Raw genomic sequence first — 24,751 nt, forward strand, 5'->3', positions numbered from 1 at the left:
ATGACAAAGCTCCAGGCCCTGTTTGGCGGTACCTTCGATCCTATTCACTATGGTCATCTGAAGCCGGTAGAAATTCTGGCAAATCAGATAGGGTTATCGCGCATTATTATTATGCCGAATAACGTGCCGCCGCACCGCCCCCAGCCGGAAGCCACCAGCGATCAGCGCAAACATATGGTGGAACTGGCGATTGCCGACAAACCGTTATTTGTGCTGGATGAACGTGAGCTGCGCCGTGACATGCCGTCTTATACCGCGCAAACCTTAAAGGAGTGGCGTGACGAAGAAGGGCCGGAAGCGCCGCTGGCGTTTATTATCGGCCAGGACTCACTGCTGACGTTTCCCACCTGGTATCAGTACGACACTATCCTCGATAACGCACATCTGATTGTGACGCGTCGCCCTGGTTATCCGATGACCATGCAGCAACCAGAGCATCAGCAGTGGCTGGATGATCGGCTGACGCTACGTTCGGAAGATCTGCACGAACAGCCAGCGGGGAAAATCTTCCTTGCAGAGACCCCGTGGTTTGATATCTCCGCCACCATCATTCGCGAGCGATTACAAAACGGCAAATCCTGCGATGAAATGATGCCCGCGCCGGTGCTGGAATACATCATGCAACAGGGCCTGTACCGCTAAATACCTCATTCAACGCCTGGCACAGCCGGGCGTTTTCTTCCCGACTACGAATCGCCACACGGTAATAGCGCCCGTCCAGCCCCGGATAATTCCCACAGCTGCGGATGAGTACATGGCGCGTCAACAGCGCCTGCTGTAAATCCAGGCCCAGAACATTACAGCGTAAGAACAGGTAGTTCGCGCGCCCTTCCCAGACCGTAAGCCCGGAAAAACCTCTCAGTTGCGTCAGCAAACTATCGCGTTCCTGCGCCAGCCACTGCCAGGTTGCCTGCTGATACGCGCGATCCTGCAACACCATCTCCCCCGCCAACGCCGCAAACGCATTGATAGACCAGGGCATCTGGCGCTGACGCATTCGCGCCACGGCGTCTGCGTCGCTGTTCAGCAAATACCCCAGACGCAGCCCCGGAATGGCATAAAATTTGGTCAACGAGCGCAGCACCCAGACATGTGGGTTATTTCCCAGCTGCGGGATCAGCCCTGGTTCATCAGGAAGGAAATCGAGAAACGCCTCATCCACCACCAGCGTTATCGACAGCGCCCGACAGCGTTCGACAATCGCCGCCAGTAATGATGCGTCAGGATAAAGCCCGGTCGGGTTATTGGGTGTACACAGAAACAGGCAATCCAGCTCAGCGGTCAGGGCCGGAAGTATGCGTTCGGTAAGCTGCCAGCCCTCTTCTTCACACAGGGAAAATTCGCGGATCTGACAACCGACCTGCGCCAGCGCGCGTCGATATTCCGCAAACCCTGGCGTCACCAGCATCGCTCGCTGCGGTTGAAGCCCCTGCGCCAGCGTATAAATGGACTCCGTTTCGCCATTACCGGCCAGAATCCACGCAGCGGGAACATCATGATGCGCCGCCAGCTGCTGATGCAGACGCTGATACTCCACATCCGGATAGCGTTCCGCCACGCCAATTTGCGCAATTAGCGCCTCTTTGAGCGGTTCCGGCATACCCAGCGGATTGATATTCGCGCTAAAATCAACGAGCAAAGCGGGGTCAATGCCCAGCAGTTGCGCCGCCTCGCGAATGTTACCACCGTGGGTGCTGGTAAGCTTAGCCATGATACTTCTCCGCCAAAAAGCAGTATCTTACTTCAGTTTGTTGATTCAGGGAGAAACACAATGAAACTCTGGCTGGTTCGTCACGGAGAAACCCAGGCAAACGTCGATGGGCTGTACTCCGGCCACTCGCCTACCCCGCTGACGGCGAAAGGCATCGGGCAAGCCGAAACGCTCGGTACGCTTCTGCAACAGGTGCCTTTTGATCATGTGATGTGCAGCGAACTGGAACGTACGCAGCAAACGGCCCGCCTGCTGCTGGGTAGCAGCCCACTGCAACCCGAAATTGTCCCTCAGCTCAATGAGATGTTTTTTGGCGACTGGGAGATGCGCCATCACCGTGATTTGGTTATTGAAGACGCAGCCAATTATGACGCCTGGTGTAACGACTGGCAGAATGCTATCCCCACCAACGGCGAAGGCTTCCAGGCTTTCTCTGCGCGGGTTAATGTCTTTATCGACAGGCTTCCCGAGTTAGATTACCAGAACCTGCTGCTGGTCAGTCATCAGGGTGTGCTAAGCCTTTTGACCGCACTTTTACTGAAGATGCCTTCATCAGCAATGTGGCATTTTCGCATCGACCAGGGCGCATGGAGCGTGATTGAGTTTACGCCCACGTTTACCACGCTTCGCGTCCTCAATAGCCGCGCGCGCTGGCAGCCAGAAGCGGGATAATCCCGATTTATATCACTGCGCCCGGCGCAGCCATTGACACCCGGCGACAGACTGTTATTCTCCGCAGCCAGAATCATTCCAGATGCAGCTATTGGCAAAAATTGTTTTACAAAAATGGCGATGCATTCGTTATTAATGAATGGGATGATAGCCCGCCTTACGACCCGTCCGGTGACATTTGTCCCGACAACGCCTTCAGTTCGGGTATACTGTCGGGCTCTACGACTATTTTCTTCACACACCCAAGGGGAACACACTTGCAGGGTAAAGCACTCCAGGATTTTGTAATCGACAAAATTGATGACCTGAAAGGTCAGGACATCGTGGCTATCGACGTTCACGGTAAATCCAGCATCACCGATTGCATGGTGATCTGCACTGGCACGTCCAGCCGTCATGTCATGTCTATCGCCGATCATGTTGTTCAGGAATCTCGCGCTGCGGGCTTAATGCCGCTGGGCGTGGAAGGCGAAAACGTCGCCGATTGGGTTGTTGTCGATTTAGGCGATGTGATTGTCCACGTCATGCAGGAAGAGAGCCGTCGCCTGTATGAACTGGAAAAGCTCTGGAGTTAAGTTGTGAAGCTGCAGTTGGTCGCCGTCGGCACCAAAATGCCGGATTGGGTACAAACCGGGTTTACCGAATATCTGCGCCGTTTTCCGAAAGACATGCCGTTTGAGCTGGTAGAAATTCCTGCCGGCAAGCGCGGTAAGAATGCGGACATCAAACGTATTCTCGATAAAGAAGGCGAGCTGATGCTCGCTGCCGCCGGTAAAAATCGCATTGTCACGCTCGATATTCCCGGCAAACCGTGGGATACGCCGCATCTGGCGGTCGAACTGGAGCGCTGGAAGCAGGATGGCCGCGACGTCAGCCTGCTAATTGGCGGGCCTGAGGGGCTTTCTCCGGCCTGCAAAGCCGCCGCTGAACAGAGCTGGTCGCTTTCAAATCTGACGATGCCGCATCCGCTGGTGCGCGTGCTGGTCGCCGAAAGCCTGTACCGGGCGTGGAGCATCACCACTAACCACCCTTACCACCGCGAGTAATGATGACCAGGGTAAATTAAGCAGCGAATGAAACTACAGAATTCTTTTCGCGACTATTCGGCTGAGTCTGCGCTGTTTGTGCGCCGGGCTCTGGTCGCCTTTACGGGGATTTTGCTGCTTACCGGCGTGCTGATCGCTAACCTCTATAATCTGCAGATCGTCCGTTTTACCGATTATCAAACCCGTTCCAACGAGAACCGCATTAAGCTGGTGCCAATAGCGCCAAGCCGCGGCATTATCTACGATCGCAACGGTACCCCGCTGGCGCTCAACCGCACCATCTACCAACTGGAGATGATGCCGGAAAAAGTCGACAGCGTGCAGGACACGCTCGAAGCGCTGCGCGGCGTGGTCGATCTTAACGATGACGACATCGCCAATTTCAAAAAGGAGCGCTCGCGCTCGCATCGCTTTACGTCTATCCCGGTGAAAACCAACCTGACAGAAGTTCAGGTGGCGCGCTTTGCGGTGAATCAGTACCGCTTCCCCGGCGTGGAAGTGAAAGGCTATAAACGCCGCTACTATCCGTTTGGTTCCGCCCTCACCCACGTCATTGGCTACGTCTCAAAAATTAACGATAAAGACGTAGAGCGGCTCGACAAAGACGGCAAGCTGGCAAACTACGCGGCAACGCATGATATTGGTAAGCTCGGTATCGAACGCTATTACGAAGATGTGCTGCACGGCCAGACCGGTTATGAAGAAGTTGAGGTCAACAACCGTGGGCGCGTCATCCGTCAGTTGAAGGAAGTGCCGCCACAGGCCGGGCATGATATCCACCTGACGCTCGATCTTAAGCTGCAGCAGTATATCGAAACGCTGCTGGCCGGCAGCCGTGCGGCAGTCGTGGTTACCGACCCGCGTACGGGCGGCATTCTGGCGCTGGTTTCCATGCCAAGCTATGACCCAAACCTGTTCGTCGATGGTATCTCCAGCAAAGATTACTCCGGGCTGCTGAACGACCCGAATACGCCGCTGGTTAACCGCGCCACCCAGGGGGTTTACCCGCCCGCCTCGACCGTTAAACCGTACGTGTCCGTATCCGCGCTCAGCGCAGGGGTGATCACCCGCAATACCAGCCTGTTTGACCCCGGCTGGTGGCAGTTACCAGGCTCTGAAAAACGCTATCGTGACTGGAAAAAATGGGGCCACGGCCACCTGAACGTAACGAAAGCGCTGGAAGAATCCGCGGATACCTTCTTCTATCAGGTCGCCTATGACATGGGTATTGACCGCCTGTCCGAGTGGATGGGGAAATTTGGCTATGGCCATTACACGGGCATCGACCTTGCGGAAGAGCGCTCTGGTAATATGCCGACCCGTGAATGGAAGCAGAAGCGCTTTAAAAAGCCGTGGTATCAGGGCGATACCATTCCGGTCGGTATCGGGCAGGGCTACTGGACGGCAACGCCGATTCAGATGAGCAAAGCGCTGATGATCCTGATTAACGATGGCGTGGTGAAAGTGCCGCATCTGCTGATGAGCACCACCGAAGCCGGGAAGCAGATCCCCTGGGAGCAGCCACATGAACCGCCGGTCGGTGATATTCATTCCGGCTTCTGGGAAATCGCCAAAGACGGGATGTATGGCGTTGCCAACCGTGGCAACGGTACCGCGCATAAATACTTCGCCAGCGCGCCGTATAAAATTGCGGCCAAGTCCGGTACCGCGCAGGTATTCGGCCTGAAAGCGAATGAAACCTATAACGCGCATAAAATTGCCGAGCGTCTTCGCGACCATAAACTGATGACCGCTTTCGCGCCGTACAACGATCCGAAAGTTGCCGTTGCCATTATTCTGGAGAACGGCGGCGCAGGCCCGGTAGTAGGGACGATTATGCGTCAAATTCTCGACCACATTATGCTTGGCGATAACAACACCGATTTACCAGCCGAAAATCCGGCCGCATCGGCGGCGGAGGACCAATAAACATGACGGATAATCCGAACAAAAAATCGCTGTGGGATAAAATCCACATCGATCCGGCCATGATGCTGATCCTGCTGGCGCTGCTGACCTACAGTTCGCTGGTCATCTGGAGCGCGAGCGGCCAGGACATCGGCATGATGGAGCGTAAAATCGGCCAGATCGCCATGGGTCTGGTTATCATGGTGGTGATGGCGCAAATCCCGCCGCGCGTGTACGAAGGCTGGGCGCCGTGGCTCTATATCTTCTGTATTATCCTGTTGGTGGCGGTTGATGCCTTCGGCGCGATTTCGAAGGGCGCACAGCGCTGGCTCGACCTCGGCGTGGTGCGCTTCCAGCCGTCAGAGATAGCCAAGATCGCCGTCCCGCTGATGGTCGCTCGCTTTATTAACCGAGATGTCTGCCCGCCGTCTTTGAAAAACACCGGTATCGCGCTAATACTCATCTTCATGCCAACGCTGCTGGTCGCGGCGCAGCCTGATCTCGGAACATCCATTCTGGTTCTGCTCTCCGGTTTATTTGTGCTGTTCCTCTCCGGCCTGAGCTGGCGACTTATCGGCATCGCCGTAGTACTTATCGCCGCCTTTATTCCGATATTATGGTTCTTCCTGATGCACGACTATCAACGTCAGCGCGTCATGATGCTGCTCGATCCGGAATCAGACCCGCTCGGCGCGGGCTATCATATTATTCAGTCTAAAATTGCGATAGGCTCCGGCGGTCTGCGTGGCAAAGGCTGGCTGCACGGCACCCAGTCGCAGCTGGAATTCCTGCCTGAACGTCACACCGACTTTATCTTCGCCGTTCTGGCGGAAGAACTGGGGCTGATTGGCATTCTGGTACTGCTGGCGCTGTACGTGCTGCTGATTATGCGTGGGCTGTGGATTGCCGCCCAGGCGCAAACTACCTTTGGCCGCGTCATGGCCGGTGGCCTGATGCTGATTTTATTCGTTTATGTCTTTGTAAATATTGGTATGGTAAGTGGCATTCTTCCGGTGGTGGGCGTTCCGCTACCGCTGGTCAGCTACGGGGGCTCGGCCCTTATTGTACTGATGGCCGGGTTCGGTATCGTCATGTCGATACACACCCACAGAAAAATGTTGTCGAAAAGCGTCTAAGAGGTGCTCAATGCAAAAGCTTTGGCTGGGGATCTGCATCGCAGCAGGATTGCTGGCAGGTTGTTCGAATGATGATGTGCAACAAAAAACCGTCACCGTTCCGCAGCCCGCAGTATGTAATGGCCCGATAGTGGAAATCAGCGGGGCCGATCCGCGCTTTGAGCCGCTGAGCGCCACCGCAAACCAGGATTACCAGCGCGACGGTAAAAACTACAAAATCGTGCAGGATCCTGCCAACTTCAGCCAGGCGGGTTTTGCCGCTATCTACGACGCTGAACCCGGAAGCAATCTGACGGCGACGGGCGAAGCGTTCGATCCGACGCAAATTACCGCCGCACACCCAACGCTACCGGTGCCGAGCTACGCGCGCGTCACCAACCTGGCGAATGGGCGAATGATCGTCGTGCGCATCAACGATCGCGGCCCGTACGGTAACGATCGCGTGATTTCCCTTTCCCGCGCGGCAGCCGATCGTTTGAATACGTCAAACAACACCAAAGTGCGTATCGATCCGATTATCGTAGCCCAGGACGGCACGCTTTCCGGCCCAGGCATGGCCTGTACAACCGTTGCGAAACAGACTTACGCCTTACCCAGCCGCCCGGATCTGAGCGGTGGGTTAGGTAGCGCATCATCAGCGCCGCAGGCCTCTGTGCCGCAGGGCGATGTGCGCGCCATCAGCAACGATACGCTGAAACCTGAAGACACCGCGGGTGCGCCCGTCAGCAGCAGCGGTTTCCTCGGTGCCCCTACTCCGCTTAACAACGGTGTGCTGGAAAGCAGCGAGCCAACCCAACCCGTGCAAACTGCCGCACCGGTAACCGCGCCCGCCGCAACGCCTGCCCCTGCGGCTGTCGCTGCACCCGTGGCTACGCCTGCCGCGACCGGCGATTTTGTAGTGCAGGTTGGTGCCGTCAGCGATCAAACGCGTGCCCAACAGTATCAACAGCGCCTGAGCCAGCAGTTCTCTGTGCCGGGACGTGTCACGCAGAACGGTGCCGTCTGGCGTATTCAACTGGGCCCGTTCAGCAGCAAAGGCGAAGCCAGCACCTTACAACAACGTTTGCAGAGCGAAGCCCAGCTGCAATCGTTTATCACTCGCGCCAACTAAGATGTAGCCAGGCTTCCGATACCGTTTGCTAATGAATGTAAAAGTCATTAACAAAGTCGTATACGATGTCGGATGCCTGCCCGTACTGCATTTGCTATAGTAAGGCACTTTTTTTAATTCCATAAACGGACGTCGTTGTTCTGACCATGAAGACCTCTCTTTCTGCTTGCTTACTTATCCCAGCGCTCTCAGTCGCCGTACTGACCTCCGCTGCCCATGCCGATGATTTAAACATCAAAACCATGATCCCGGGCGTACCGCAGATTGACGCGGAGTCCTACATCCTGATCGACTACAACTCAGGCAAAGTTCTGGCGGAACAGAACGCCGACGCCCGCCGCGACCCGGCCAGTCTGACTAAAATGATGACCAGCTACGTTATCGGTCAGGCGATGAAAGCGGGTAAATTTAAAGAATCCGATCTGGTTACCATTGGCAACGACGCATGGGCCACCGGCAACCCGGTGTTCAAAGGCTCTTCACTGATGTTCCTGAAACCTGGCATGCAGGTTCCGGTATCTCAGCTGATCCGCGGTATCAACCTGCAATCCGGTAACGACGCCTGCGTGGCGATGGCCGACTTCGTGGCAGGCAGCCAGGACTCCTTCGTGGGTCTGATGAACAGCTACGTTAGCGCACTGGGTCTGCAAAACACTCATTTCCAGACCGTTCACGGCCTGGACGCTGACGGTCAGTACAGCTCCGCGCGTGATATGGCGAAAATCGGTCAGGCGCTGATCCGCGACGTGCCGAACGAATACACCATCTATAAAGAGAAAGAGTTCACCTTTAACGGTATCCGCCAGACCAACCGCAACGGCCTGCTGTGGGATAACAGCCTGAACGTTGACGGTATCAAAACCGGTCACACCGATAAAGCAGGCTATAACCTGGTGGCCTCCGCAACCGAAGGCCAGATGCGTCTGATCTCCGCGGTGATGGGTGGGCGTACCTTTAAAGGCCGCGAAAGCGAAAGTAAAAAACTGCTGACCTGGGGATTCCGCTTCTTCGAAACCGTCAGCCCGCTGAAAGCCGGTAAAGAGTTCGCCTCTGAGCCCGCCTGGTTCGGTGACAGCGATCGTGCTTCCCTCGGCGTGGACAAAGACGTTTATCTGACCATCCCGCGTGGGCGCATGAAAGATCTGAAAGCCAGCTATGTGCTGACCTCCACCGAACTGCACGCACCGCTGCAGAAAAACCAGGTCGTGGGCACCATTAACTTCCAGCTGGATGGCAAAACAATTGAACAGCGTCCGCTGGTGGTGCTGCAGGAAATTCCGGAAGGTAACTTCTTCGGCAAAATCATTGATTACATTAAATTAATGTTCCATCACTGGTTTGGTTAAAAATCACCCACTTGAAAGTGTGATTTCGATCCCCATATACTATGTAACGTTAAGCAACTCCCGCCTGTCCGGCGGGAGTTGTTCTTTTTACCACTGGAGCTGACATGAAAACCAAACTGAACGAACTGCTTGAATTCCCGACTCCCTTTACTTACAAAGTGATGGGTCTGGCGAAACCTGAGTTGGTTGACCAGGTGGTGGAAGTGGTACAGCGCCATGCGCCTGGTGATTACTCTCCGCAGATAAAACCGAGCAGCAAAGGCAACTACCACTCGGTGTCCATTACCATCAACGCGACGCATATTGAGCAAGTGGAGACGCTGTACGAAGAGTTAGGCAATATCGAAATTGTTCGTATGGTGCTGTAATCCCTGCCACGTTACCCGGCCTGCCGGGTAACGTTAATTGTTTGTGATATACTCCTCGTCCATGAATTCCTCTCTCTACGGAGATGCTGTTTTGGACACCAATACCCTTCTCATCCGCCAGCTTGGCTTACAGCCGTACGAACCCGTATCGCAGGCCATGCATGAATTCACCGATCAACGCGACGACACCACGCTCGATGAAATCTGGCTGGTTGAGCATCACCCTGTCTTTACTCAAGGTCAGGCCGGTAAAGCGGAACATGTACTGGTGCCGGGCGATATCCCCGTCATTCAAAGCGACCGTGGCGGCCAGGTGACTTATCACGGGCCGGGTCAGCAGGTGATGTACGTGTTGCTGAATCTGAAGCGTCGTAAGCTGGGCGTGCGTGAACTGGTGACGCTGCTGGAACAAACGGTGGTGAATACCCTGGCGGAATGCGGTATTGACGCGCATCCGCGCGCCGATGCGCCGGGTGTTTACGTGGGTGAGAAAAAAATCTGCTCTCTGGGGCTGCGTATTCGTAAAGGGTGTTCGTTCCACGGCCTGGCGCTGAATATTGCGATGGATTTATCGCCCTTCCTGCGCATTAATCCTTGTGGTTACGCCGGTATGGAGATGACTCAGGTACAGCAGTGGAAAGCTGATGCCACGCCTGACAATATTGCACCGCTTTTAGTCTCGCATTTTTTAGCGCTGCTAAACAATCCACCGCACGAATATATTCACGCTTAATATATTTCCCTCCCGGCCTGGCATTATCGTTGGGCTGTGGATATTTCCCTCCCCTTCCTCTTTACAAGAATATCAAACTTCTATATTTTCTCTCCAGTCAATCATAAGAAATTAACATTAAAGACTTCCACAGCAACCACACAATAAAGATAACTCATTGAATATATAAGATTAAAATAAAAAAATAGCGAAATTAATATTTTTGCACAACCGATAATAATAACAACACAAGTAACAAAGTATTCACCAGGTGAATATATACAGGGTAAATAGAGTGGAACATCAGCAATCGTTAGAAAATAAATCACCGCCTCGTATCGATAATGATACAACCCAGATTTTCCGCACCTTGCGTAATATTGATCTTAATTTGCTGACGATTTTTGAAGCGGTCTATGTCCATAAGGGGATTGTTAACGCAGCGAAAGTGTTAAATATCACGCCGTCTGCCATCAGCCAGTCGATTCAAAAACTGCGTGGTCTTTTCCCTGATCCGCTCTTTATCCGTAAAGGTCAGGGAGTGACGCCAACGGCCTATGCCACTCATCTGCATGAATATATTAGCCAGGGGCTGGAGTCGATACTTGGCGCGCTGGATCTTACCGGCAGTTATGATAAACAGCGTATCCTCACCATTGGTACGCCGCCCTCCGTCGGGGCGCTTATCATGCCTGCGATTTACCAGGCCATTAAAGAAAACTACCCGCAGATTCTGGTACGTAATATTGCCATCATCGACACAGGCAACCAGCTCAGCCAGTTCCAGACGGATTTAATCATCGACAGTCATGCTCAGACAATGCCTGCGCTTTACAGCCACACGCTGTTCCGCGACCCGCTGGTGCTGGTTTGTCGCCATGGGCACCCCATTTTACAGCAGCCGGTCACCCTGACATTGCTGAAGGCATATGAATATACGCTGCTGACGCCCGATGGCAGCAGCCACAGCAGCCTGCATAAACGTATTCATGAGATGCTGCCAGACCGACAGGTGAGTTTCAGCAGTTACAATTTGTTCACCATTGCGTCACTGATTGGCGGCAGCGACCTGCTGGGGATCATGCCGCGTCGGTTCTTCTCTCTCTTTCGCCAGTGCTGGCCGCTGGCCAGCATTGATTTTGCGCCCATTCAGCAAGAAGAAGTCGAGTTTTCATTGCATTACAACAAGCTCAGCCTGCGAGATCCGGTTTTACAGGGTATCATTGATGTCATTCGCCAGGCATTCTGAACGCGAAAACAGTTAGCCCGTCCGATAACTAAAAAGCATAAAACAACAACTATTTTACAATTTGCCGCACTGGCAGGCTGCTTTGACACCCGTTTCAATGGTATACTGCTTACAATGAATTCAAAAATAGTTGATAAATGCAACATTTCATTGAATTGAAACGCTTTCCTTAAAGACTCGCAACTGGAACACGCACGCTATGAGTAAACCCATTGTGATGGAACGCGGTGTTAAGTACCGCGACGCCGATAAAATGGCACTTATCCCGGTCAAAAACGTGGCCACCGAGCGCGAAGCGCTGCTACGCAAACCCGAGTGGATGAAAATCAAACTTCCGGCGGACTCCTCCCGTATTCAGGGTATCAAAGCGGCGATGCGCAAGAATGGCCTGCACTCTGTTTGCGAAGAAGCCTCTTGCCCGAACCTGGCGGAATGTTTTAACCACGGCACCGCGACATTCATGATTCTGGGTGCTATCTGTACCCGCCGTTGCCCGTTCTGTGACGTTGCCCACGGTCGCCCGGTCGCGCCGGATGCCAACGAACCAGGCAAACTGGCGCAAACCATCGCCGACATGGCGCTGCGTTATGTGGTCATCACCTCCGTTGACCGTGATGACCTGCGCGACGGTGGTGCTCAGCACTTTGCCGATTGCATCAGCGCCATCCGCGAGAAAAGCCCAACGATTAAAATTGAGACGCTGGTTCCTGACTTCCGTGGTCGTATGGATCGCGCGTTAGAGATCCTGACGGCAACCCCGCCAGATGTCTTTAACCACAACCTGGAAAACGTGCCGCGTATCTACCGCCAGGTGCGTCCGGGCGCGGATTACAACTGGTCGCTGAAGCTGCTGGAACGCTTTAAAGAAGCGCACCCGGAAATCCCAACCAAGTCTGGCCTGATGGTCGGCCTGGGTGAAACCAACGCAGAAATCATCGAAGTGATGCGCGATCTGCGTCGCCACGGCGTCACCATGCTGACGCTGGGTCAGTATTTGCAGCCAAGCCGCCATCACCTGCCGGTACAGCGTTATGTGAGCCCGGATGAGTTTGAAGAGATGAAAGCGGAAGCGCTGGCGATGGGCTTCACCCACGCCGCATGCGGCCCGTTCGTTCGTTCCTCCTATCACGCCGATCTTCAGGCGAAAGGGATGGAAGTGAAATAAACGCAGACGCAGCGTTTTACGAAGCCGTTGCTTTTAAGCAGCGGCTTTTTTATACCGGCATTAGAAACATCTGATTGCAACTTAATACCTTTCGTCATATTTCAGGTATCAAAAAAGGCCATTGCGTTTTCGCGTTGGCCTTTTTTACAGGCAACTATCGCCTGCTATAACGCATGCACCTGCTTGACGCAGAATTTATCCGCATGCCCTATTCAATGTCTGCTGCTTACTCTTTGTGAGAGAGTTTTTCCGCCGGGATGTCATCCGCATCAACGCTCTTCTTGGCGCTGACGTCATCCTCGTTCATGGCTTTCTTGAAGCCCTTGATTGCTGAGCCCAAATCGCCGCCCAGCGTACGTAATTTTTTGGTACCAAACACCAGAACAATCAGTGCTGCGACAACCAGCAGTTTGGTAATACTAATCTCACCCATAGATACCTTCTTCTCTAAAACAGGCTGCAAAATGCGTTAAATGACCATAGCGTATTAACGGTCATCTTACCGCGCGCACACAATAGCAATCTGTAACAAGGTGAATCAAGTGTTGTTTAAAAAAACGTCACAGTAATTGCGGTAGCGCAAAACGCCGGTTGGTTAATACCGGTAATTGTGCGCGAACCTCTTGCACCTGCTGCTGAAAGACTTCCGTCATTATAAGTTGCGGCGTCGCTCCGGCACCAGCGAGCGTAACACCCAGCGGGTCGATAATACGGCTCTGGCCGATATTCCGACTGCCACATTCGCCCGAGGCGACGATATAACAGGTCGTATCCAGCGCGCGTGCCGCCAGAAGCGTTGACCAGTGATGCTCCTTTAGCGGCCCGCGAACCCATGCCGCCGGTAGAACCAGCAGATCGGCGCCCTGAAGTGCCAGGCTTAACGCCAGTTCCGGAAAGCGTAGATCGTAGCAGGTCATTAACCCCGCGCGCATTTCGCCAACCTCAAGCAGCGGCGGCACTACACTACCGGCATCCACGAGCCTGGACTCCTGCACGTTGAACGCGTCATAGAGGTGCAGCTTCTGATACTGCGCAATCACCTCTCCGCCACGCAGCGCCACTAGCGTATTCACGGCCCTGCCCGCCGTAGAGGGCACGTGCAGCGTCAGGATGGTCGTCAGGTTATCCTGACGGCTCTGAGCCTTCAGTTGCTGCATAAAGCCGCCATTGAGCATCTGAGCGGATTTCACGCTGAGATCGGGGTCGGCGATGTCGCGCGCCAGCAACGCCTCAGGCAGTACCAGCAATGAGACGCCACGTTCTGCTGCCGTGCGCATCAGCGCGACGCACTCCTGCGCGTTGGCCTGCCAGTCGGCAGAAACGCTAAATTGACCCGCAGCAACCCACATATGACGTCCTCTTTTTTACGTTGGTTCTGGCAAGATTAGCAGCTTCAACGCTAAACTCACCCACTTCGATGGTTTGAAAACAGGAAAAATCAGGTGTTCAACGTTCTCCTGGCAGTTTTTATCGGCGGCGGAACCGGTAGCGTCGCGCGCTGGATGCTCAGCACCCGGCTCAACCCTATGCATCATGCGCTGCCGATTGGCACGCTAACGGCAAACCTGCTGGGCGCGTTTATCATTGGTGCGGGGCTGGCGTGGTTTAACCGAATGACGCATATCGACCCAATGTGGAAACTGCTGATCACCACAGGGTTCTGCGGCGGTTTAACCACCTTCTCCACCTTTTCGGCGGAAGTGGTCTTTCTGTTACAGGCGGGGAAGCCGGGATGGGCACTGCTGAATGTCGGGGTTAATCTGCTGGGCTCGTTTGCGATGACCGCCCTGGCCTTCTGGCTGTTTAACGCCAGCCGATAAATGGACGAAAAAAAACCCGCGATTAGGCGGGTTTTGAATTCTGACTGCTAATGCGCTGATTACAGAGCGATTACGTTAGCAGCAGAAGGGCCTTTGGCACCGTTAGTGATTTCGAACTCTACACGCTGACCTTCAGCCAGAGTTTTGAAACCATTGGTCTGGATTGCAGAGAAGTGTACGAACACGTCTTTGCTGCCATCTTCCGGAGTAATGAAACCGAATCCTTTGGACTCATTAAACCACTTAACGTTACCTTTAATCTTAGACATCAAAATTACCTTTATATGAAAAAACGACACAAATGCTGTGTCAGGTATCAGTACAACAATAATGCTGCGTTTTGTCTAGTGCAGGTTAGCTAAAAAGTGATAAATGTCTCTAACTTTTATACGGGGGTTGACTTTAATTCGAGTTTGTTAGCAACCCAGTCAACCCCACTGCTCCCGTGCGCAAAACCAGGATTAAAACTGGAAGCGCATCCAGGCGAAGTAAACGTTACCGTTGTTGTAGGTACCCGGTATGTAGGTCATCTGGAAGGTTGCCGGGCCATAGCCGATTGACGCCATCGGCAGCAGCACCGGAATCGGCACATAGTTGTAGTTGTCACGCGCCGTCACCCCGACGGTGTAGCCGAGACCCAGACGGAAATTATCGTCGCTTAGCGGTCGCCAGGTTTTCTCCCAGCCGTAGCCGCCAATTGGCTCCCATTTGTTCCAGGAGTCTTTAAACGCCATCAGATAGATGCCGTGCCAGTTCCCTTTTTCATCCCAGCGTGAGACACCAAAACCCGCGCCCCATGGACGTTCGTTGTAACGATCGGTTTTCTCTTTATCGTAGGCAAAGCGCGCATGCCAGGTGATTGCCGGAACATAGAGATCGTAATGCTGGGGCTCATCCCAGGTTTGCGCAATATTATCGTTGAGCGTGGAGAAGCCGTTGCGCACCGATTCGGTAAATGAGGCATTCGCTGCAGGCAGAATGCAGAGTTGAGCCGCAATTAGCGCAGCCACTAAATAAATTCGTTTGAGCATTAACACGTTAGCATTACCAAAGCTTATTACATAATAGAAATAGCGTACCAATGCTAACCTTAATCAAGGCTTAACAATATCGGGTTATTCTTTATTTTAGGGTAATTCTTAGTAAATAAAGTAAAGTAATTAAGCACCCCGCAGGGTGCTTGTATTCATTGTTTACGGTGGATGATGCGATAAAGCGCAGGAATAACCAACATCGAGAGTAACGGTGCGGAAATCATCCCGCCGATCATCGGCGCGGCAATCCGGCTCATCACTTCCGAGCCCGTACCGCTGCCCCACATGATAGGCAGCAGGCCCGCCATGATAGTCGCCACCGTCATCACTTTCGGACGTACACGCAGCACCGCCCCCTCATGAATCGCGCGCATTAATAGTGGCGTACCGCCATCAGGATCGGATTTACGATGTTTCTCAAGCGCGTGATTCAAATAGAGCACCATAATCACGCCGAATTCAGCAGATACGCCTGCAAGCGCGATAAATCCTACCGCACCGGCGACGGAAAGATTATATCCCAGCAGCCATAACAGCCAGACGCCGCCAATCAGCGAAAAGGGAAGTGTTCCCATTATCAGTAATACATCTGAAATACGTCTAAAGGTTAACCAAAGTAGTGTAAAAATAATCACTAAGGTTACCGGAAGGACTATTTTCAGTTTTGCCGTAGCGCGTTCAAGATATTCAAATTGCCCGGACCAGGAGAGCGTTACTCCCTGCGGCAAAGTCACCTGCTCCGCGACACGCTGCTGCATCTCATCCACCGCCGACTTCAGATCGCGTCCGCGTAAATCGACATAGATCCAGTTCGACAGACGCGCATTCTCGCTTTTCAGCATCGGCACGCCTTCGGTGATACGAATATCTGCCAGTTCGCTGAGCGCCACCTGGCTACCATTGGCCGTCACCACCGGCATTGCCCGCAGTTTGTCGATATTATCGCGCCATTCGCGCGGATAACGGATGTTAATGGGATAGCGTTCGCGCCCTTCGATTGTCTGACCAACGTTCTCGCCGCCCACCAGCGTCGACACCAGCGATTGCAGCTCTTTCACCGACACGCCATAGCGCGCTGCCTGCTGGCGATTGATGGCGATATCAACATAACGTCCGCCGGAAAGCCGCTCGGCCAGCGCGGACGTCACGCCAGGCACGCCTTTTACCACCTGCTCAATTTCGCGGGCGACACGTTCGATATCCGCCAGGTTGTTCCCGTTCACTTTGATCCCCACCGGGCTCTTGATGCCTGTCGCCAGCATATCGAGACGGTTGCGGATCGGCGGTACCCAGACGTTGGCAATCCCCGGTACTTTCACCGTTTTATCCAGCTCCTCAACCAGTTTGTCCGGCGTCATGCCCGGTCGCCACTGGTCGCGAGGTTTAAACTGAATGGTGGTTTCCAGCATGGTCAGCGGCGCAGGGTCGGTTGCCGTTTCCGCGCGCCCGGCCTTACCAAACACGCTCGCTACTTCCGGCACGCTTTTAATCAGCCGGTCGGTTTGTTGCAGCAGGCGGCTCGCTTCGCGTGCAGAAATACCCGGAAGCGTAGACGGCATATAGAGCAAATCCCCCTCGTCGAGCGGCGGCATAAATTCGCTGCCCAACTGGCTAAGCGGCCAGAGCGTCATGCCCAGCAGCAGCAACGCTAGCGCCAGTGTCGCCTTCGGCCAGGCCAGCACTTTATCAAGCAGCGGTTCATAGGCGCGAATCAGCCAGCGGTTGATCGGGTTGGCTTGCTCATCCGGAATTTTTCCGCGAATAAAATAGCCCATCAGCACCGGCACTAAGGTGATGCCAAGCCCCGCAGCCATCGCCATCGCCCAGGTTTTGGTGAATGCCAGCGGCGCAAACATCTTCCCTTCCTGCGCTTCCAGCGAGAAGACCGGAATAAACGACAACGTGATGATCAGCAGACTGCAAAACAGCGCGGGCCCCACTTCGGTCGCCGCTTGCCCGGCAATGTGCCAGTAATCAGGGCCGGAAGGCGTTTTATCGGGATGATCGTGTCGCCACTGTTCCAGTACTTTATGCATGTTTTCGATCATCACGATCGCCGCATCCACCATGGCACCGATGGCTATCGCAATCCCACCCAGCGACATAATGTTGGCGTTGATCCCCTGATAGTGCATGACGATAAACGCACCAAGTATGCCCAGCGGTAGCGAGACAATCGCCACCAGCGCCGAGCGGAAATGGAACAGAAACAGGGTACACACCAGAGCAACGACGATAAACTCTTCAATCAGCTTATGGGTTAACGTTTCGATCGCGTGGTCGATAAGCTGCGAACGGTCGTAAACCGGGACGATCTCCACGCCTTCCGGCAAGGTTTTTTGCAGCGACTGAAGTTTCGCTTTCACGTCCATAATGGTCTGACGGGCATTCTTGCCATAACGCATGATGATAATGCCGCCGGCCACTTCCCCTTCGCCGTTAAGCTCCGCGACGCCGCGCCGAATTTCCGGCCCCATCCGCACATCGGCGACATCCGCCAGCAGCACCGGCACACCATCGCGGCTGGTCACCACTACCTTGCGGAACTCATCAAGCGAATGCAGATAACCGGTGGTGCGCACCATGTATTCCGCTTCGCCCATCTCCATCAGCGCACCGCCGCCCTCCTGGTTGGCGGATTTCAGCGCATCGACAATTTGCTGATGCGTCACGTTTAGCGCCCGCATCCGCGTCGGATCGGCAATCACCTGATACTGGCGCACCATCCCGCCGACGCTGGCGACTTCCGAAACGTTGGGTACGGTTTTCAGCTCGTACTTGAGCGTCCAGTCCTGGAGCGCGCGCAGATCCGCAAGGCTGTGTTTGCCCGTGCGGTCAACCAGCGCATACTCGTAAATCCAGCCCACGCCCGTGGCATCTGGCCCTAATGCCACCGTGACGCCTTCCGGCATTTGCGCCTGAATCTGGCTCAGATACTCCAGCACGCGCGAACGCGCCCAGTAAAGGTCGGTACCGTCTTCAAACAACACGTATACATAGGCGTCGCCAAACATCGAAAAGCCACGCACCGTCTTCGCGCCAGGCACCGAAAGCATGGTGGTGGTAAGCGGATAAGTGACCTGATCTTCAATAATCTGCGGCGCTTTTCCCGGATAGCTGGCGCGAATGATCACCTGCACATCAGAGAGATCCGGCAGTGCATCCAGCGGCGCGCGCTGCACCGCCCATGCGCCCCACAGTGCCATCCCCAGCGCCGCGAAAATCACCAGCAGGCGATTACGCAACGCAGCACGAATCACGGCGGCAATCATTTCTCGCCTCCCGTCATTGGCATCCATTGTGAAATCAGCGGCCCCTGTTCATCATCCAGCGTAAAGTGGAACATGATGTTATCGCCGGTTTTTGGTTTTGCCGCACGGGCATCAAGGATGAAGTCCATGGTCATCGCGCCCCAATGCAGCGCGGGAATCGGCTGGTGAGACAGCGTGACCGTGTTCCCTTCGATGGCCTTGACAACGCCGTTACCAACATACTCTGGCACCTTTTTCGTTTCCTGCGGCAAGGCGCTGCGCAGGCTGGCTTCGGAATCAATCAGGAACTGGCCGGAGGTCACCACCTTATCGCCCTCTTTCAGCCCCTCTTTTACTTCCGTCCAGCCGTTGGCGGTTACGCCAGTGGTGACACGTACCGGTGCGAAGTGCCCGTCGCCGGTGGCGACAATCACCCGATTTTCACTGCCGGTGGCAATCAGCGCTTCTTCCGGAATAGCCAGCACCGGCGGCTGCGCGGATTCATCCTGCAAACTCACGGTTAAAAACATACCGGGCTTCAGTTTGTGCTGCGGGTTATCCAGCACAATGCGCGCTTTCAGCGTACGCGTGGTGGTGTCCATCTGCGGCAGCAGTTCGCTCACCTTGCCGTGGAACTGCTCGCCCGGCCAGCCGTCAGCACTCGCCACGACGTCACTGCCCGGCGTCAGGCGTTGCGCCTGGGTTTGTGGGTAATCAATCACCACCCATACCGGGTCCTGGCTTGCCAGTTCAAACAGCGGCGCGGTAGCGGTCACCTGTGCACCTTCACGCGTGTCGAGTTTCGACACGTAACCCTCCTGCTCGGCACGCAGCACCATCCGCGACTGCGGCTTGCCGCTGCGTTCCACCTGGCGAATCACGGATTCCGGCATAAAGGTCAGCGTCAGGCGCTCACGAGCGGCCCGGCTGAGCGCGGCATCGCCAAGTTGACGCACGGCCAGATACTCCTGCTGCGCCGCCGTCCAATCGGGGATCCACAGCTGCGCCAGCGGCTCACCGGCTTTCACCCACTGCTGCGGGGCGCGAACAAACAGTTTCTCGACGACGCCGTTGGCCGGAGACGGAATAATTTGCAGGCTACGCTCATCGGTGGTGACCGTGGCAAATGCGGAAAAAGGCTGCACCAGCGCACGTTTTTCCACACTGCCGATCCGCATGCCGAGACTTTGCTGCTGTTGCGGGCTAATGCTAACGCCGCCGTTATCCGGCGTTTCATCGGCATAGCGCGGCACCAGTTGCATATCCATAAACGGTGATTTCCCCGGCTTATCAAAACGCTGTCCGGGGACCATTGGGTCATACCAGTAAAGCACTTTGCGCGCTGTAGAATCCGGGGCGGCGGAGTCTGTCGCCGGGCTACGATGCCCGGTGTAATAGCCCGCTCCCGCCGCCAGTACGGCCACAATCGCCAGCGTCAGTAAGTTCTTGTTCATAGCGCCAGCTCCTGCGGAATTAAATAGTGAATGGCCGCCCAGGTGCGGGCGACGTCGCGTTCGGCCTGACTGGTGGCAAGGGTGCTGTCCAGCACATCGCGACGTGCGGCCAGCAAGGAGGAAAGGTCAGACTGCCCGGCGCGATACTGGGCGGTCAGTAAGGAAAGACGCTGCTGCTGAAGTGGTAGTGTTTCATCGCGCAGGCGCAACCAGATATTTTGCGCGGCCTGATATTCGGCAATCAGCGAGCTAATCTGGGCGGCGTGATCGCGCTCGGTCAGCGAAAGCTGGTCGTTCGCCTGCATAGTGCGAGAGACATCCGCCGCGTAATCTTTATCCTGCCGTTTATCTTTGAACAGCGGCAAATCGACGGTAAACATCACGCCCGCCATATCGTCATACCCTTCCGAGCGATGGCCGTAGTACACCTCGACATCGACATCGGGGATGGCAGCCACCGCCGACTGCGCCGAACGCGCTTTGGCTTCGTTGGCTTCCCGCGCGGCGGCAATCACTTCCGGGTGCTGATCCACACCGGCCAGCAGCGTGGCTTCATCCGCAGGCAGGCGCTGATACGGCGGGAGCGCGCCGGAAACCGATTCAATCGGCTGACCGGTAAACTTCATCAGTTTTGCCCGCGCCACCTGCACATCGCGCTCCGCCAGAGTGACGTTATTGCGCATGGCATTCAACGTCACCTTCAGCGCCAGTACGCTGTCCGGCGCAGCGGTTCCGCTGCCGACGCTGGCACGCTGCGTGCCCTGCTGTCGCTCGGTTTCCACCACCAGCTTTTTGGCCGATTGCAGCGCTTTTTGCGAGAGCGCGAGATCGAGCCACGCCTGCGCGGTGTCGCGTTGCAGGGCGGCGCGAATCGCTTCTGATTTCGCGCTAACGCTTTGCGCCTGCGCCTGTAACGTCTGCGCTTTGCGTTCGCGTTTTTCGGCGCTGACGTAGCGCTGCATGATGCCCACGCGCTGCATGGTCATCCCTTCGCGGGTCAGACGTTGATTATTACTGCCCTGCACCGGGACGTTTTCAATGCCAAATTTCAGTTTCGGATCCGGCAATTCACCGGCGGAATCGGCCATATTTTCCAGCGCTCTGGCTTCATTGCGATTAGCAGAAAGTTCGGCGGAATAGCGCTGGGCTTGCGACAGAGTTTGCGTGAGTGTCCATGACTCCGCCTGCACGGCGGAGCCAAAAAACCCAAGCAACACTCCGCCGAGCCAAAGGCTCAACGTGCGTTGTTTCATGTCACCTCCGGCTTAGCGGTGCGGGTTCAGGGATACAATCTGGTAACCGCTATCACCTTCGGTAAAGGTGAAATCCACCTCCTCGCCCACGCGTTGCGCGGTCACGGGTTGGCTTGTCGGTTGAGCAAATTGCATCGTCATCGCAGGCCAGTTCAGCGCGGGGATGGGATGATGGGCAATGGTGATGGAAGTGGGGGTCACTTTTTTGATAACACCTTCCCCCTGCCAGCTGGCGGCGGACGGCATGGTCATTGTGGCGTGTGCGCTCATATCGTGCGCAGAAACGGAAAATGCAGATACCGCAAACAGTACGCCAGCCAGCGCACGAGTATAAATTGCAGACATAGTAAACTCCTGATAATCGTTAATTAATTGATAGTTAAACGGATTATCAGGTTTCTATTCGCGGAACCGGCAAAAGCGGATCGTTGCCGGAGGCCCTGCGGCGGGAGGTGCCAGTGACCACGCGTCTTCCTGAGCGGCTTCACAAGTCGGCATAACTAACGCCAGGCTGGAAACCACCGGAATCGCGACTAAAGAGGAGTTATCGAGCGTTTTTTGCGAGGAGTCGGGCACACAGTGTTGCCCGCACAGCGACATGTTGTTTTCCGTCGCATGCGATGACATCTGGTGATCCATATGCTGGATCATCGCCGCCTCGCCCGCCGGGCTTAACTGACAGTCATGAGAAGCAATTGCTACCTGGCACTGGATAAACCAAAAACCGAACGCGAGCAGAAGCATCAGAAAATGTTTTCTGATGAAGCGTAAGCGCCAGTTCCAGGATGCGTACATAATCACGATTCGGTTAATGAAAGTAACCGGAGTATACGCAGGCAATATTCGTGAAATAAAGACTTTTTTAATTGCTTTACGATTCAACAAACTGGAAATAATTATAACAATTAATTCACTTATTGCTTTCGAATACGCCCTGCACCGCTATAATCAAGAGGTTTTCAGCTTTGTGATTTACTCGATCAATTGCCTGTTGTATTACTACAAATAATCATTTTATTGATTTCCATCAGCAAGTATTGTCGCTTATTTCGGCACATTCCCTTTATTATTCTTTTTTATGCGCCATTTGTAGCGCATATTTTCGACAATGGTGATAGGTATACTCATGTTAACGGCATTTGAGCTCCTGATTGGGGTTGTGGTCATTGTGGGCGTTGCCCGCTATATCATTAAAGGCTTTTCCGCCACCGGCGTATTGTTCGTCGGCGGGATTGTATTGCTGATCGCAAGCGCGCTGATGGGCCATAAAGTGTTACCCGCCAGCGAAGCAAGCACCGGCTATTCCGCAACGGATATCGTTGAATACATCAAGATCCTGCTGATGAGCCGCGGCGGCGACCTCGGCATGATGATCATGATGCTGTGTGGTTTTGCCGCCTATATGACCCATATTGGCGCCAACGACATGGTCGTAAAACTGGCTTCAAAACCGCTGCGTTATATTAACTCGCCCTATTTATTGATGATTGCCGCCTATTTCGTCGCCTGCCTGATGTCGCTGGCTGTGTCATCCGCAACAGGCCTTGGCGTATTGTTAATGGCGACGCTGTTCCCGGTGATGGTTAACGTCGGTATTAGCCGGGGTGCGGCTGCCGCGATTTGCGCTTCTCCGGCGGCGATTATTCTGTCGCCTACCTCCGGCGACGTCGTGCTGGCGGCCAAAGCGGCGGAGATGCCGTTAATCGATTTCGCCTTTAAAACGACGCTCCCAATCTCAATCGCCGCGATTATCGCGATGGCGATTGCCCACTTCTTCTGGCAGCGCTATCTCGATAAAAAAGAGAACGTGTCCCATGAAATGCTCGATGTGAATGAAATCACCACCACCGCGCCGAGCTTTTACGCCATTCTGCCGTTCGCGCCGATCATCGGCGTGCTGATTTTTGACGGTAAATGGGGCCCGCAGCTGCACATTATTACCATTCTGGTTATCTGCATGCTGCTGGCGGCGGTGCTGGAATTCTGCCGCAGTTTCAACACGCAGAACGTCTTCTCCGGCCTGGAAGTGGCCTATCGCGGCATGGCGGACGCCTTCGCCGGCGTGGTGATGCTGTTGGTTGCGGCGGGCGTCTTTGCCCAGGGCCTGAGCACGATCGGCTTTATCGATAGCCTGATTTCCATCGCCACCTCGTTCGGTTCCGCGAGCATTATTCTGATGCTGGTACTGGTGGTTCTGACCATGCTGGCGGCGATGACCACCGGTTCCGGTAATGCGCCGTTCTACGCGTTCGTCGAAATGATCCCTAAGCTTGCGCACACCTCGGGTATCAACCCGGCTTATCTTTCCATTCCGATGCTGCAGGCATCCAACCTTGGCCGTACCATCTCCCCGGTTTCCGGCGTCGTGGTTGCGGTGGCCGGGATGGCAAAAATCTCGCCGTTCGAAGTGGTGAAACGCACGTCTGTTCCGGTGATGGTTGGCCTGGTCGTGGTGATCATCGCGACTGAAATTCTGGTGCCGGGTAGTGCACTGTAAGTATTCGCTAAACTGATAAAAGGCGTCTGAGGACGCCTTTTTTATGCTTTAATAATTGCCTTGAATCGTTAACACCCCGGATACGTACTATGTTCAGGAAGGATCTTCTGGCCGGATGCGTCGGCACCCTGCTGCTCGTCGCGCAATGCGCCAGCGCTGCCCCCCTTACCCCCACGCAATATGGTGATTTTGACCGCTATGTGCTGGCGCTTTCGTGGCAAACCGGTTTTTGTCAAAGCATGAACGACAGAAATCGCAAAGAGCCACAGGAGTGCAAAATCCAGAAAGAGACGGCCAACAAAGCTGATCATCTCACCGTCCACGGCCTCTGGCCGGGGCTGCCAAAATCTATCGCCTCTCGCGGCGTGGATGAAGGCCGCTGGATGCGCTTTGGTTGTGCGACGCGCCCGATTCCGAATATGCCCGAAGCCAAAGGCAGCCGTAAATGTTCAGCCCCCGAAACCGGTTTATCGCTGGAAATGGCAAACAAGCTGAACGGCGTGATGCCCGGCAGCGGTGGAAAATCCTGCCTTGAGCGTTATGAATATGCCAAACATGGCGTCTGCTTTGGTTTCGACCCTGACGCGTATTTCGGCACCATGGTGCGCCTGAACAGCGAAGTGAAAGCCAGCGCGCTGGGGCAATTTTTAGCCGCCAGTTATGGGCAAAAAGTGAAGCGCAGCGACTTTGATGCCGCCGTCGCCAGCGCCTTTGGCAAAGAGAACGTCAAAGCGTTTAAACTGACCTGTAATGGCAACCCGAGCTACCTTACCGAAATGCAAATTTCGCTTAAAGCCGGGAACATCAATGCGCCACTTTCTGCCGCGTCGTTCCTGCCTCAGCCGCACCCAGGCAACTGCGGTAAACAGTTTGTGCTGGATAAAGTGGGATACTGACAATAATCGAGATAAATCGATAATTTTCAGTGATTGAATGTGCGTTGTATCACTTCAAACCTGATGATTGAATGCGTATGATGGTGTGAGATGAACCCTTGCCGCTGGCGGTGAGGGTTTTC

General features: G+C 54.6%; 25 protein-coding genes. 15 read left to right on the plus strand and 10 right to left on the minus strand.

What is annotated here, in order from left to right:
• Window positions 1–642: a nicotinate-nucleotide adenylyltransferase gene (gene nadD, locus G163CM_RS11025; protein WP_231828199.1), complete on the plus strand. Its 642-nt coding sequence runs from the start codon at window positions 1–3 to the stop codon at window positions 640–642.
• Here the strand turns inward: nadD and cobD are convergent.
• The gene (cobD, locus tag G163CM_RS11030; RefSeq protein WP_231828200.1) at window positions 617–1,711 is read right to left on the minus strand and encodes a threonine-phosphate decarboxylase CobD; all 1,095 of its coding nucleotides are present in this window, start codon (window positions 1,709–1,711) and stop codon (window positions 617–619) included. The genes nadD and cobD overlap by 26 nt on opposite strands.
• A 60-nt stretch (window positions 1,712–1,771) precedes the next feature.
• Here cobD and G163CM_RS11035 point away from each other — a divergent pair, with 60 nt between their 5' ends.
• The 11 genes from G163CM_RS11035 to lipA all read left to right on the plus strand — a co-directional run bounded on the left by G163CM_RS11035 (window position 1,772) and on the right by lipA (window position 12,424).
• Window positions 1,772–2,383 carry an adenosylcobalamin/alpha-ribazole phosphatase gene (locus G163CM_RS11035; RefSeq protein ID WP_015965379.1) on the plus strand — a complete coding sequence of 204 codons (612 nt, stop codon included), beginning with the start codon at window positions 1,772–1,774 and terminating at the stop codon, window positions 2,381–2,383.
• A 257-nt stretch (window positions 2,384–2,640) separates the two neighbouring features.
• Window positions 2,641–2,958, plus strand: a complete 318-nt coding sequence (gene rsfS, locus G163CM_RS11040; RefSeq protein WP_041686290.1) for a ribosome silencing factor — start codon at window positions 2,641–2,643, stop codon at window positions 2,956–2,958.
• 3 nt (window positions 2,959–2,961) lie between these two features.
• The gene (gene rlmH, locus G163CM_RS11045) at window positions 2,962–3,429 is read left to right on the plus strand and encodes a 23S rRNA (pseudouridine(1915)-N(3))-methyltransferase RlmH (protein WP_108473933.1); all 468 of its coding nucleotides are present in this window, start codon (window positions 2,962–2,964) and stop codon (window positions 3,427–3,429) included.
• A 27-nt stretch (window positions 3,430–3,456) separates the two neighbouring features.
• Window positions 3,457–5,358, plus strand: a complete 1,902-nt coding sequence (mrdA, locus tag G163CM_RS11050; RefSeq protein ID WP_231828201.1) for a peptidoglycan DD-transpeptidase MrdA — start codon at window positions 3,457–3,459, stop codon at window positions 5,356–5,358.
• A gap of 2 nt (window positions 5,359–5,360) precedes the next feature.
• Window positions 5,361–6,473, plus strand: a complete 1,113-nt coding sequence (gene mrdB, locus G163CM_RS11055) for a peptidoglycan glycosyltransferase MrdB (protein ID WP_015965383.1) — start codon at window positions 5,361–5,363, stop codon at window positions 6,471–6,473.
• A gap of 10 nt (window positions 6,474–6,483) precedes the next feature.
• A complete protein-coding gene (gene rlpA / locus G163CM_RS11060; protein WP_231828202.1) occupies window positions 6,484–7,584 on the plus strand; it encodes an endolytic peptidoglycan transglycosylase RlpA in 1,101 nt (366 codons plus the stop codon).
• Window positions 7,585–7,730: 146 nt separating this feature from the next.
• Complete coding sequence (gene dacA / locus G163CM_RS11065) at window positions 7,731–8,930, plus strand: D-alanyl-D-alanine carboxypeptidase DacA (protein ID WP_015965385.1); 1,200 nt, start codon at window positions 7,731–7,733, stop codon at window positions 8,928–8,930.
• Window positions 8,931–9,034: 104 nt separating this feature from the next.
• Window positions 9,035–9,298, plus strand: coding sequence for a DUF493 family protein YbeD (ybeD, locus tag G163CM_RS11070; RefSeq protein WP_015965386.1), 264 nt, complete (start codon window positions 9,035–9,037; stop codon window positions 9,296–9,298).
• Window positions 9,299–9,359: 61 nt separating this feature from the next.
• Entirely contained in the window at window positions 9,360–10,031 is a 672-nt protein-coding gene (lipB, locus tag G163CM_RS11075; RefSeq protein ID WP_420851429.1) for a lipoyl(octanoyl) transferase LipB, read from the plus strand.
• Between the two features lie 274 nt (window positions 10,032–10,305).
• Window positions 10,306–11,259 (plus strand): YbeF family transcriptional regulator, encoded by a 954-nt coding sequence (locus tag G163CM_RS11080; RefSeq protein WP_231828204.1) that lies wholly within the window; start codon window positions 10,306–10,308, stop codon window positions 11,257–11,259.
• A 199-nt stretch (window positions 11,260–11,458) separates the two neighbouring features.
• Window positions 11,459–12,424 carry a lipoyl synthase gene (lipA, locus tag G163CM_RS11085; protein ID WP_015965389.1) on the plus strand — a complete coding sequence of 322 codons (966 nt, stop codon included), beginning with the start codon at window positions 11,459–11,461 and terminating at the stop codon, window positions 12,422–12,424.
• A 226-nt stretch (window positions 12,425–12,650) separates the two neighbouring features.
• Here lipA and tatE read toward each other — a convergent pair whose 3' ends face one another.
• Both tatE and G163CM_RS11095 read right to left on the minus strand, forming a co-directional pair.
• Entirely contained in the window at window positions 12,651–12,857 is a 207-nt protein-coding gene (tatE, locus tag G163CM_RS11090; RefSeq protein WP_015965390.1) for a twin-arginine translocase subunit TatE, read from the minus strand.
• A gap of 127 nt (window positions 12,858–12,984) precedes the next feature.
• Window positions 12,985–13,773, minus strand: coding sequence for a deaminated glutathione amidase (locus G163CM_RS11095; RefSeq protein WP_231828205.1), 789 nt, complete (start codon window positions 13,771–13,773; stop codon window positions 12,985–12,987).
• A 93-nt stretch (window positions 13,774–13,866) separates the two neighbouring features.
• Between G163CM_RS11095 and crcB the strand changes: the two genes are divergently transcribed.
• Window positions 13,867–14,244 (plus strand): fluoride efflux transporter CrcB, encoded by a 378-nt coding sequence (gene crcB, locus G163CM_RS11100; protein ID WP_015965392.1) that lies wholly within the window; start codon window positions 13,867–13,869, stop codon window positions 14,242–14,244.
• 59 nt (window positions 14,245–14,303) lie between these two features.
• On the opposite strand, the gene cspE is transcribed toward crcB, so the two are convergent.
• The 7 genes from cspE to G163CM_RS11135 all read right to left on the minus strand — a co-directional run bounded on the left by cspE (window position 14,304) and on the right by G163CM_RS11135 (window position 21,980).
• A complete protein-coding gene (gene cspE, locus G163CM_RS11105; RefSeq protein WP_000034825.1) occupies window positions 14,304–14,513 on the minus strand; it encodes a transcription antiterminator/RNA stability regulator CspE in 210 nt (69 codons plus the stop codon).
• A 192-nt stretch (window positions 14,514–14,705) separates the two neighbouring features.
• The gene (pagP, locus tag G163CM_RS11110) at window positions 14,706–15,275 is read right to left on the minus strand and encodes a lipid IV(A) palmitoyltransferase PagP (protein WP_231828207.1); all 570 of its coding nucleotides are present in this window, start codon (window positions 15,273–15,275) and stop codon (window positions 14,706–14,708) included.
• A gap of 155 nt (window positions 15,276–15,430) precedes the next feature.
• Window positions 15,431–18,550, minus strand: coding sequence for an efflux RND transporter permease subunit (locus G163CM_RS11115; protein ID WP_231828208.1), 3,120 nt, complete (start codon window positions 18,548–18,550; stop codon window positions 15,431–15,433).
• Window positions 18,547–19,983 (minus strand): efflux RND transporter periplasmic adaptor subunit, encoded by a 1,437-nt coding sequence (locus G163CM_RS11120; protein WP_231828209.1) that lies wholly within the window; start codon window positions 19,981–19,983, stop codon window positions 18,547–18,549. Before G163CM_RS11120 ends, G163CM_RS11115 begins: the two co-directional genes overlap by 4 nt.
• Window positions 19,980–21,236, minus strand: a complete 1,257-nt coding sequence (locus G163CM_RS11125) for a TolC family protein (RefSeq protein WP_231828210.1) — start codon at window positions 21,234–21,236, stop codon at window positions 19,980–19,982. Before G163CM_RS11125 ends, G163CM_RS11120 begins: the two co-directional genes overlap by 4 nt.
• Before the next feature lie 12 nt (window positions 21,237–21,248).
• Entirely contained in the window at window positions 21,249–21,581 is a 333-nt protein-coding gene (locus tag G163CM_RS11130) for a copper-binding protein (protein WP_231828211.1), read from the minus strand.
• Between the two features lie 54 nt (window positions 21,582–21,635).
• Window positions 21,636–21,980 (minus strand): DUF2946 domain-containing protein, encoded by a 345-nt coding sequence (locus G163CM_RS11135; protein ID WP_338050291.1) that lies wholly within the window; start codon window positions 21,978–21,980, stop codon window positions 21,636–21,638.
• Window positions 21,981–22,362: 382 nt separating this feature from the next.
• Here G163CM_RS11135 and dcuC point away from each other — a divergent pair, with 382 nt between their 5' ends.
• Window positions 22,363–23,733 (plus strand): anaerobic C4-dicarboxylate transporter DcuC, encoded by a 1,371-nt coding sequence (gene dcuC / locus G163CM_RS11140; protein ID WP_231828212.1) that lies wholly within the window; start codon window positions 22,363–22,365, stop codon window positions 23,731–23,733.
• Between the two features lie 89 nt (window positions 23,734–23,822).
• Window positions 23,823–24,629, plus strand: coding sequence for a ribonuclease I (gene rna / locus G163CM_RS11145; RefSeq protein WP_231828213.1), 807 nt, complete (start codon window positions 23,823–23,825; stop codon window positions 24,627–24,629).
• Window positions 24,630–24,751 lie beyond the last annotated feature (122 nt).

It is taken from the genome of Pseudocitrobacter corydidari (assembly GCF_021172065.1).
Taxonomy (GTDB): Bacteria; Pseudomonadota; Gammaproteobacteria; order Enterobacterales; family Enterobacteriaceae; genus Pseudocitrobacter; species Pseudocitrobacter corydidari.

Excerpts from the sequence above, each read along its gene's own strand:
- nadD (WP_231828199.1), top strand. The coding sequence starts at position 1 with ATGACAAAGCTCCAGGCCCTGTTTGGCGGTACCTTCGATCCTATTCAC.
- cobD (WP_231828200.1), bottom strand. The coding sequence starts at position 1,711 with ATGGCTAAGCTTACCAGCACCCACGGTGGTAACATTCGCGAGGCGGCG.
- G163CM_RS11035 (WP_015965379.1), top strand. The coding sequence starts at position 1,772 with ATGAAACTCTGGCTGGTTCGTCACGGAGAAACCCAGGCAAACGTCGAT.
- mrdA (WP_231828201.1), top strand. The coding sequence starts at position 3,457 with ATGAAACTACAGAATTCTTTTCGCGACTATTCGGCTGAGTCTGCGCTG.
- mrdB (WP_015965383.1), top strand. The coding sequence starts at position 5,361 with ATGACGGATAATCCGAACAAAAAATCGCTGTGGGATAAAATCCACATC.
- rlpA (WP_231828202.1), top strand. The coding sequence starts at position 6,484 with ATGCAAAAGCTTTGGCTGGGGATCTGCATCGCAGCAGGATTGCTGGCA.
- dacA (WP_015965385.1), top strand. The coding sequence starts at position 7,731 with ATGAAGACCTCTCTTTCTGCTTGCTTACTTATCCCAGCGCTCTCAGTC.
- ybeD (WP_015965386.1), top strand. The coding sequence starts at position 9,035 with ATGAAAACCAAACTGAACGAACTGCTTGAATTCCCGACTCCCTTTACT.
- lipB (WP_420851429.1), top strand. The coding sequence starts at position 9,360 with ATGAATTCCTCTCTCTACGGAGATGCTGTTTTGGACACCAATACCCTT.
- lipA (WP_015965389.1), top strand. The coding sequence starts at position 11,459 with ATGAGTAAACCCATTGTGATGGAACGCGGTGTTAAGTACCGCGACGCC.
- tatE (WP_015965390.1), bottom strand. The coding sequence starts at position 12,857 with ATGGGTGAGATTAGTATTACCAAACTGCTGGTTGTCGCAGCACTGATT.
- G163CM_RS11095 (WP_231828205.1), bottom strand. The coding sequence starts at position 13,773 with ATGTGGGTTGCTGCGGGTCAATTTAGCGTTTCTGCCGACTGGCAGGCC.
- cspE (WP_000034825.1), bottom strand. The coding sequence starts at position 14,513 with ATGTCTAAGATTAAAGGTAACGTTAAGTGGTTTAATGAGTCCAAAGGA.
- pagP (WP_231828207.1), bottom strand. The coding sequence starts at position 15,275 with ATGCTCAAACGAATTTATTTAGTGGCTGCGCTAATTGCGGCTCAACTC.
- G163CM_RS11115 (WP_231828208.1), bottom strand. The coding sequence starts at position 18,550 with ATGATTGCCGCCGTGATTCGTGCTGCGTTGCGTAATCGCCTGCTGGTG.
- G163CM_RS11120 (WP_231828209.1), bottom strand. The coding sequence starts at position 19,983 with ATGAACAAGAACTTACTGACGCTGGCGATTGTGGCCGTACTGGCGGCG.
- G163CM_RS11125 (WP_231828210.1), bottom strand. The coding sequence starts at position 21,236 with ATGAAACAACGCACGTTGAGCCTTTGGCTCGGCGGAGTGTTGCTTGGG.
- G163CM_RS11130 (WP_231828211.1), bottom strand. The coding sequence starts at position 21,581 with ATGTCTGCAATTTATACTCGTGCGCTGGCTGGCGTACTGTTTGCGGTA.
- G163CM_RS11135 (WP_338050291.1), bottom strand. The coding sequence starts at position 21,980 with ATGCTTCTGCTCGCGTTCGGTTTTTGGTTTATCCAGTGCCAGGTAGCA.
- dcuC (WP_231828212.1), top strand. The coding sequence starts at position 22,363 with ATGTTAACGGCATTTGAGCTCCTGATTGGGGTTGTGGTCATTGTGGGC.
- rna (WP_231828213.1), top strand. The coding sequence starts at position 23,823 with ATGTTCAGGAAGGATCTTCTGGCCGGATGCGTCGGCACCCTGCTGCTC.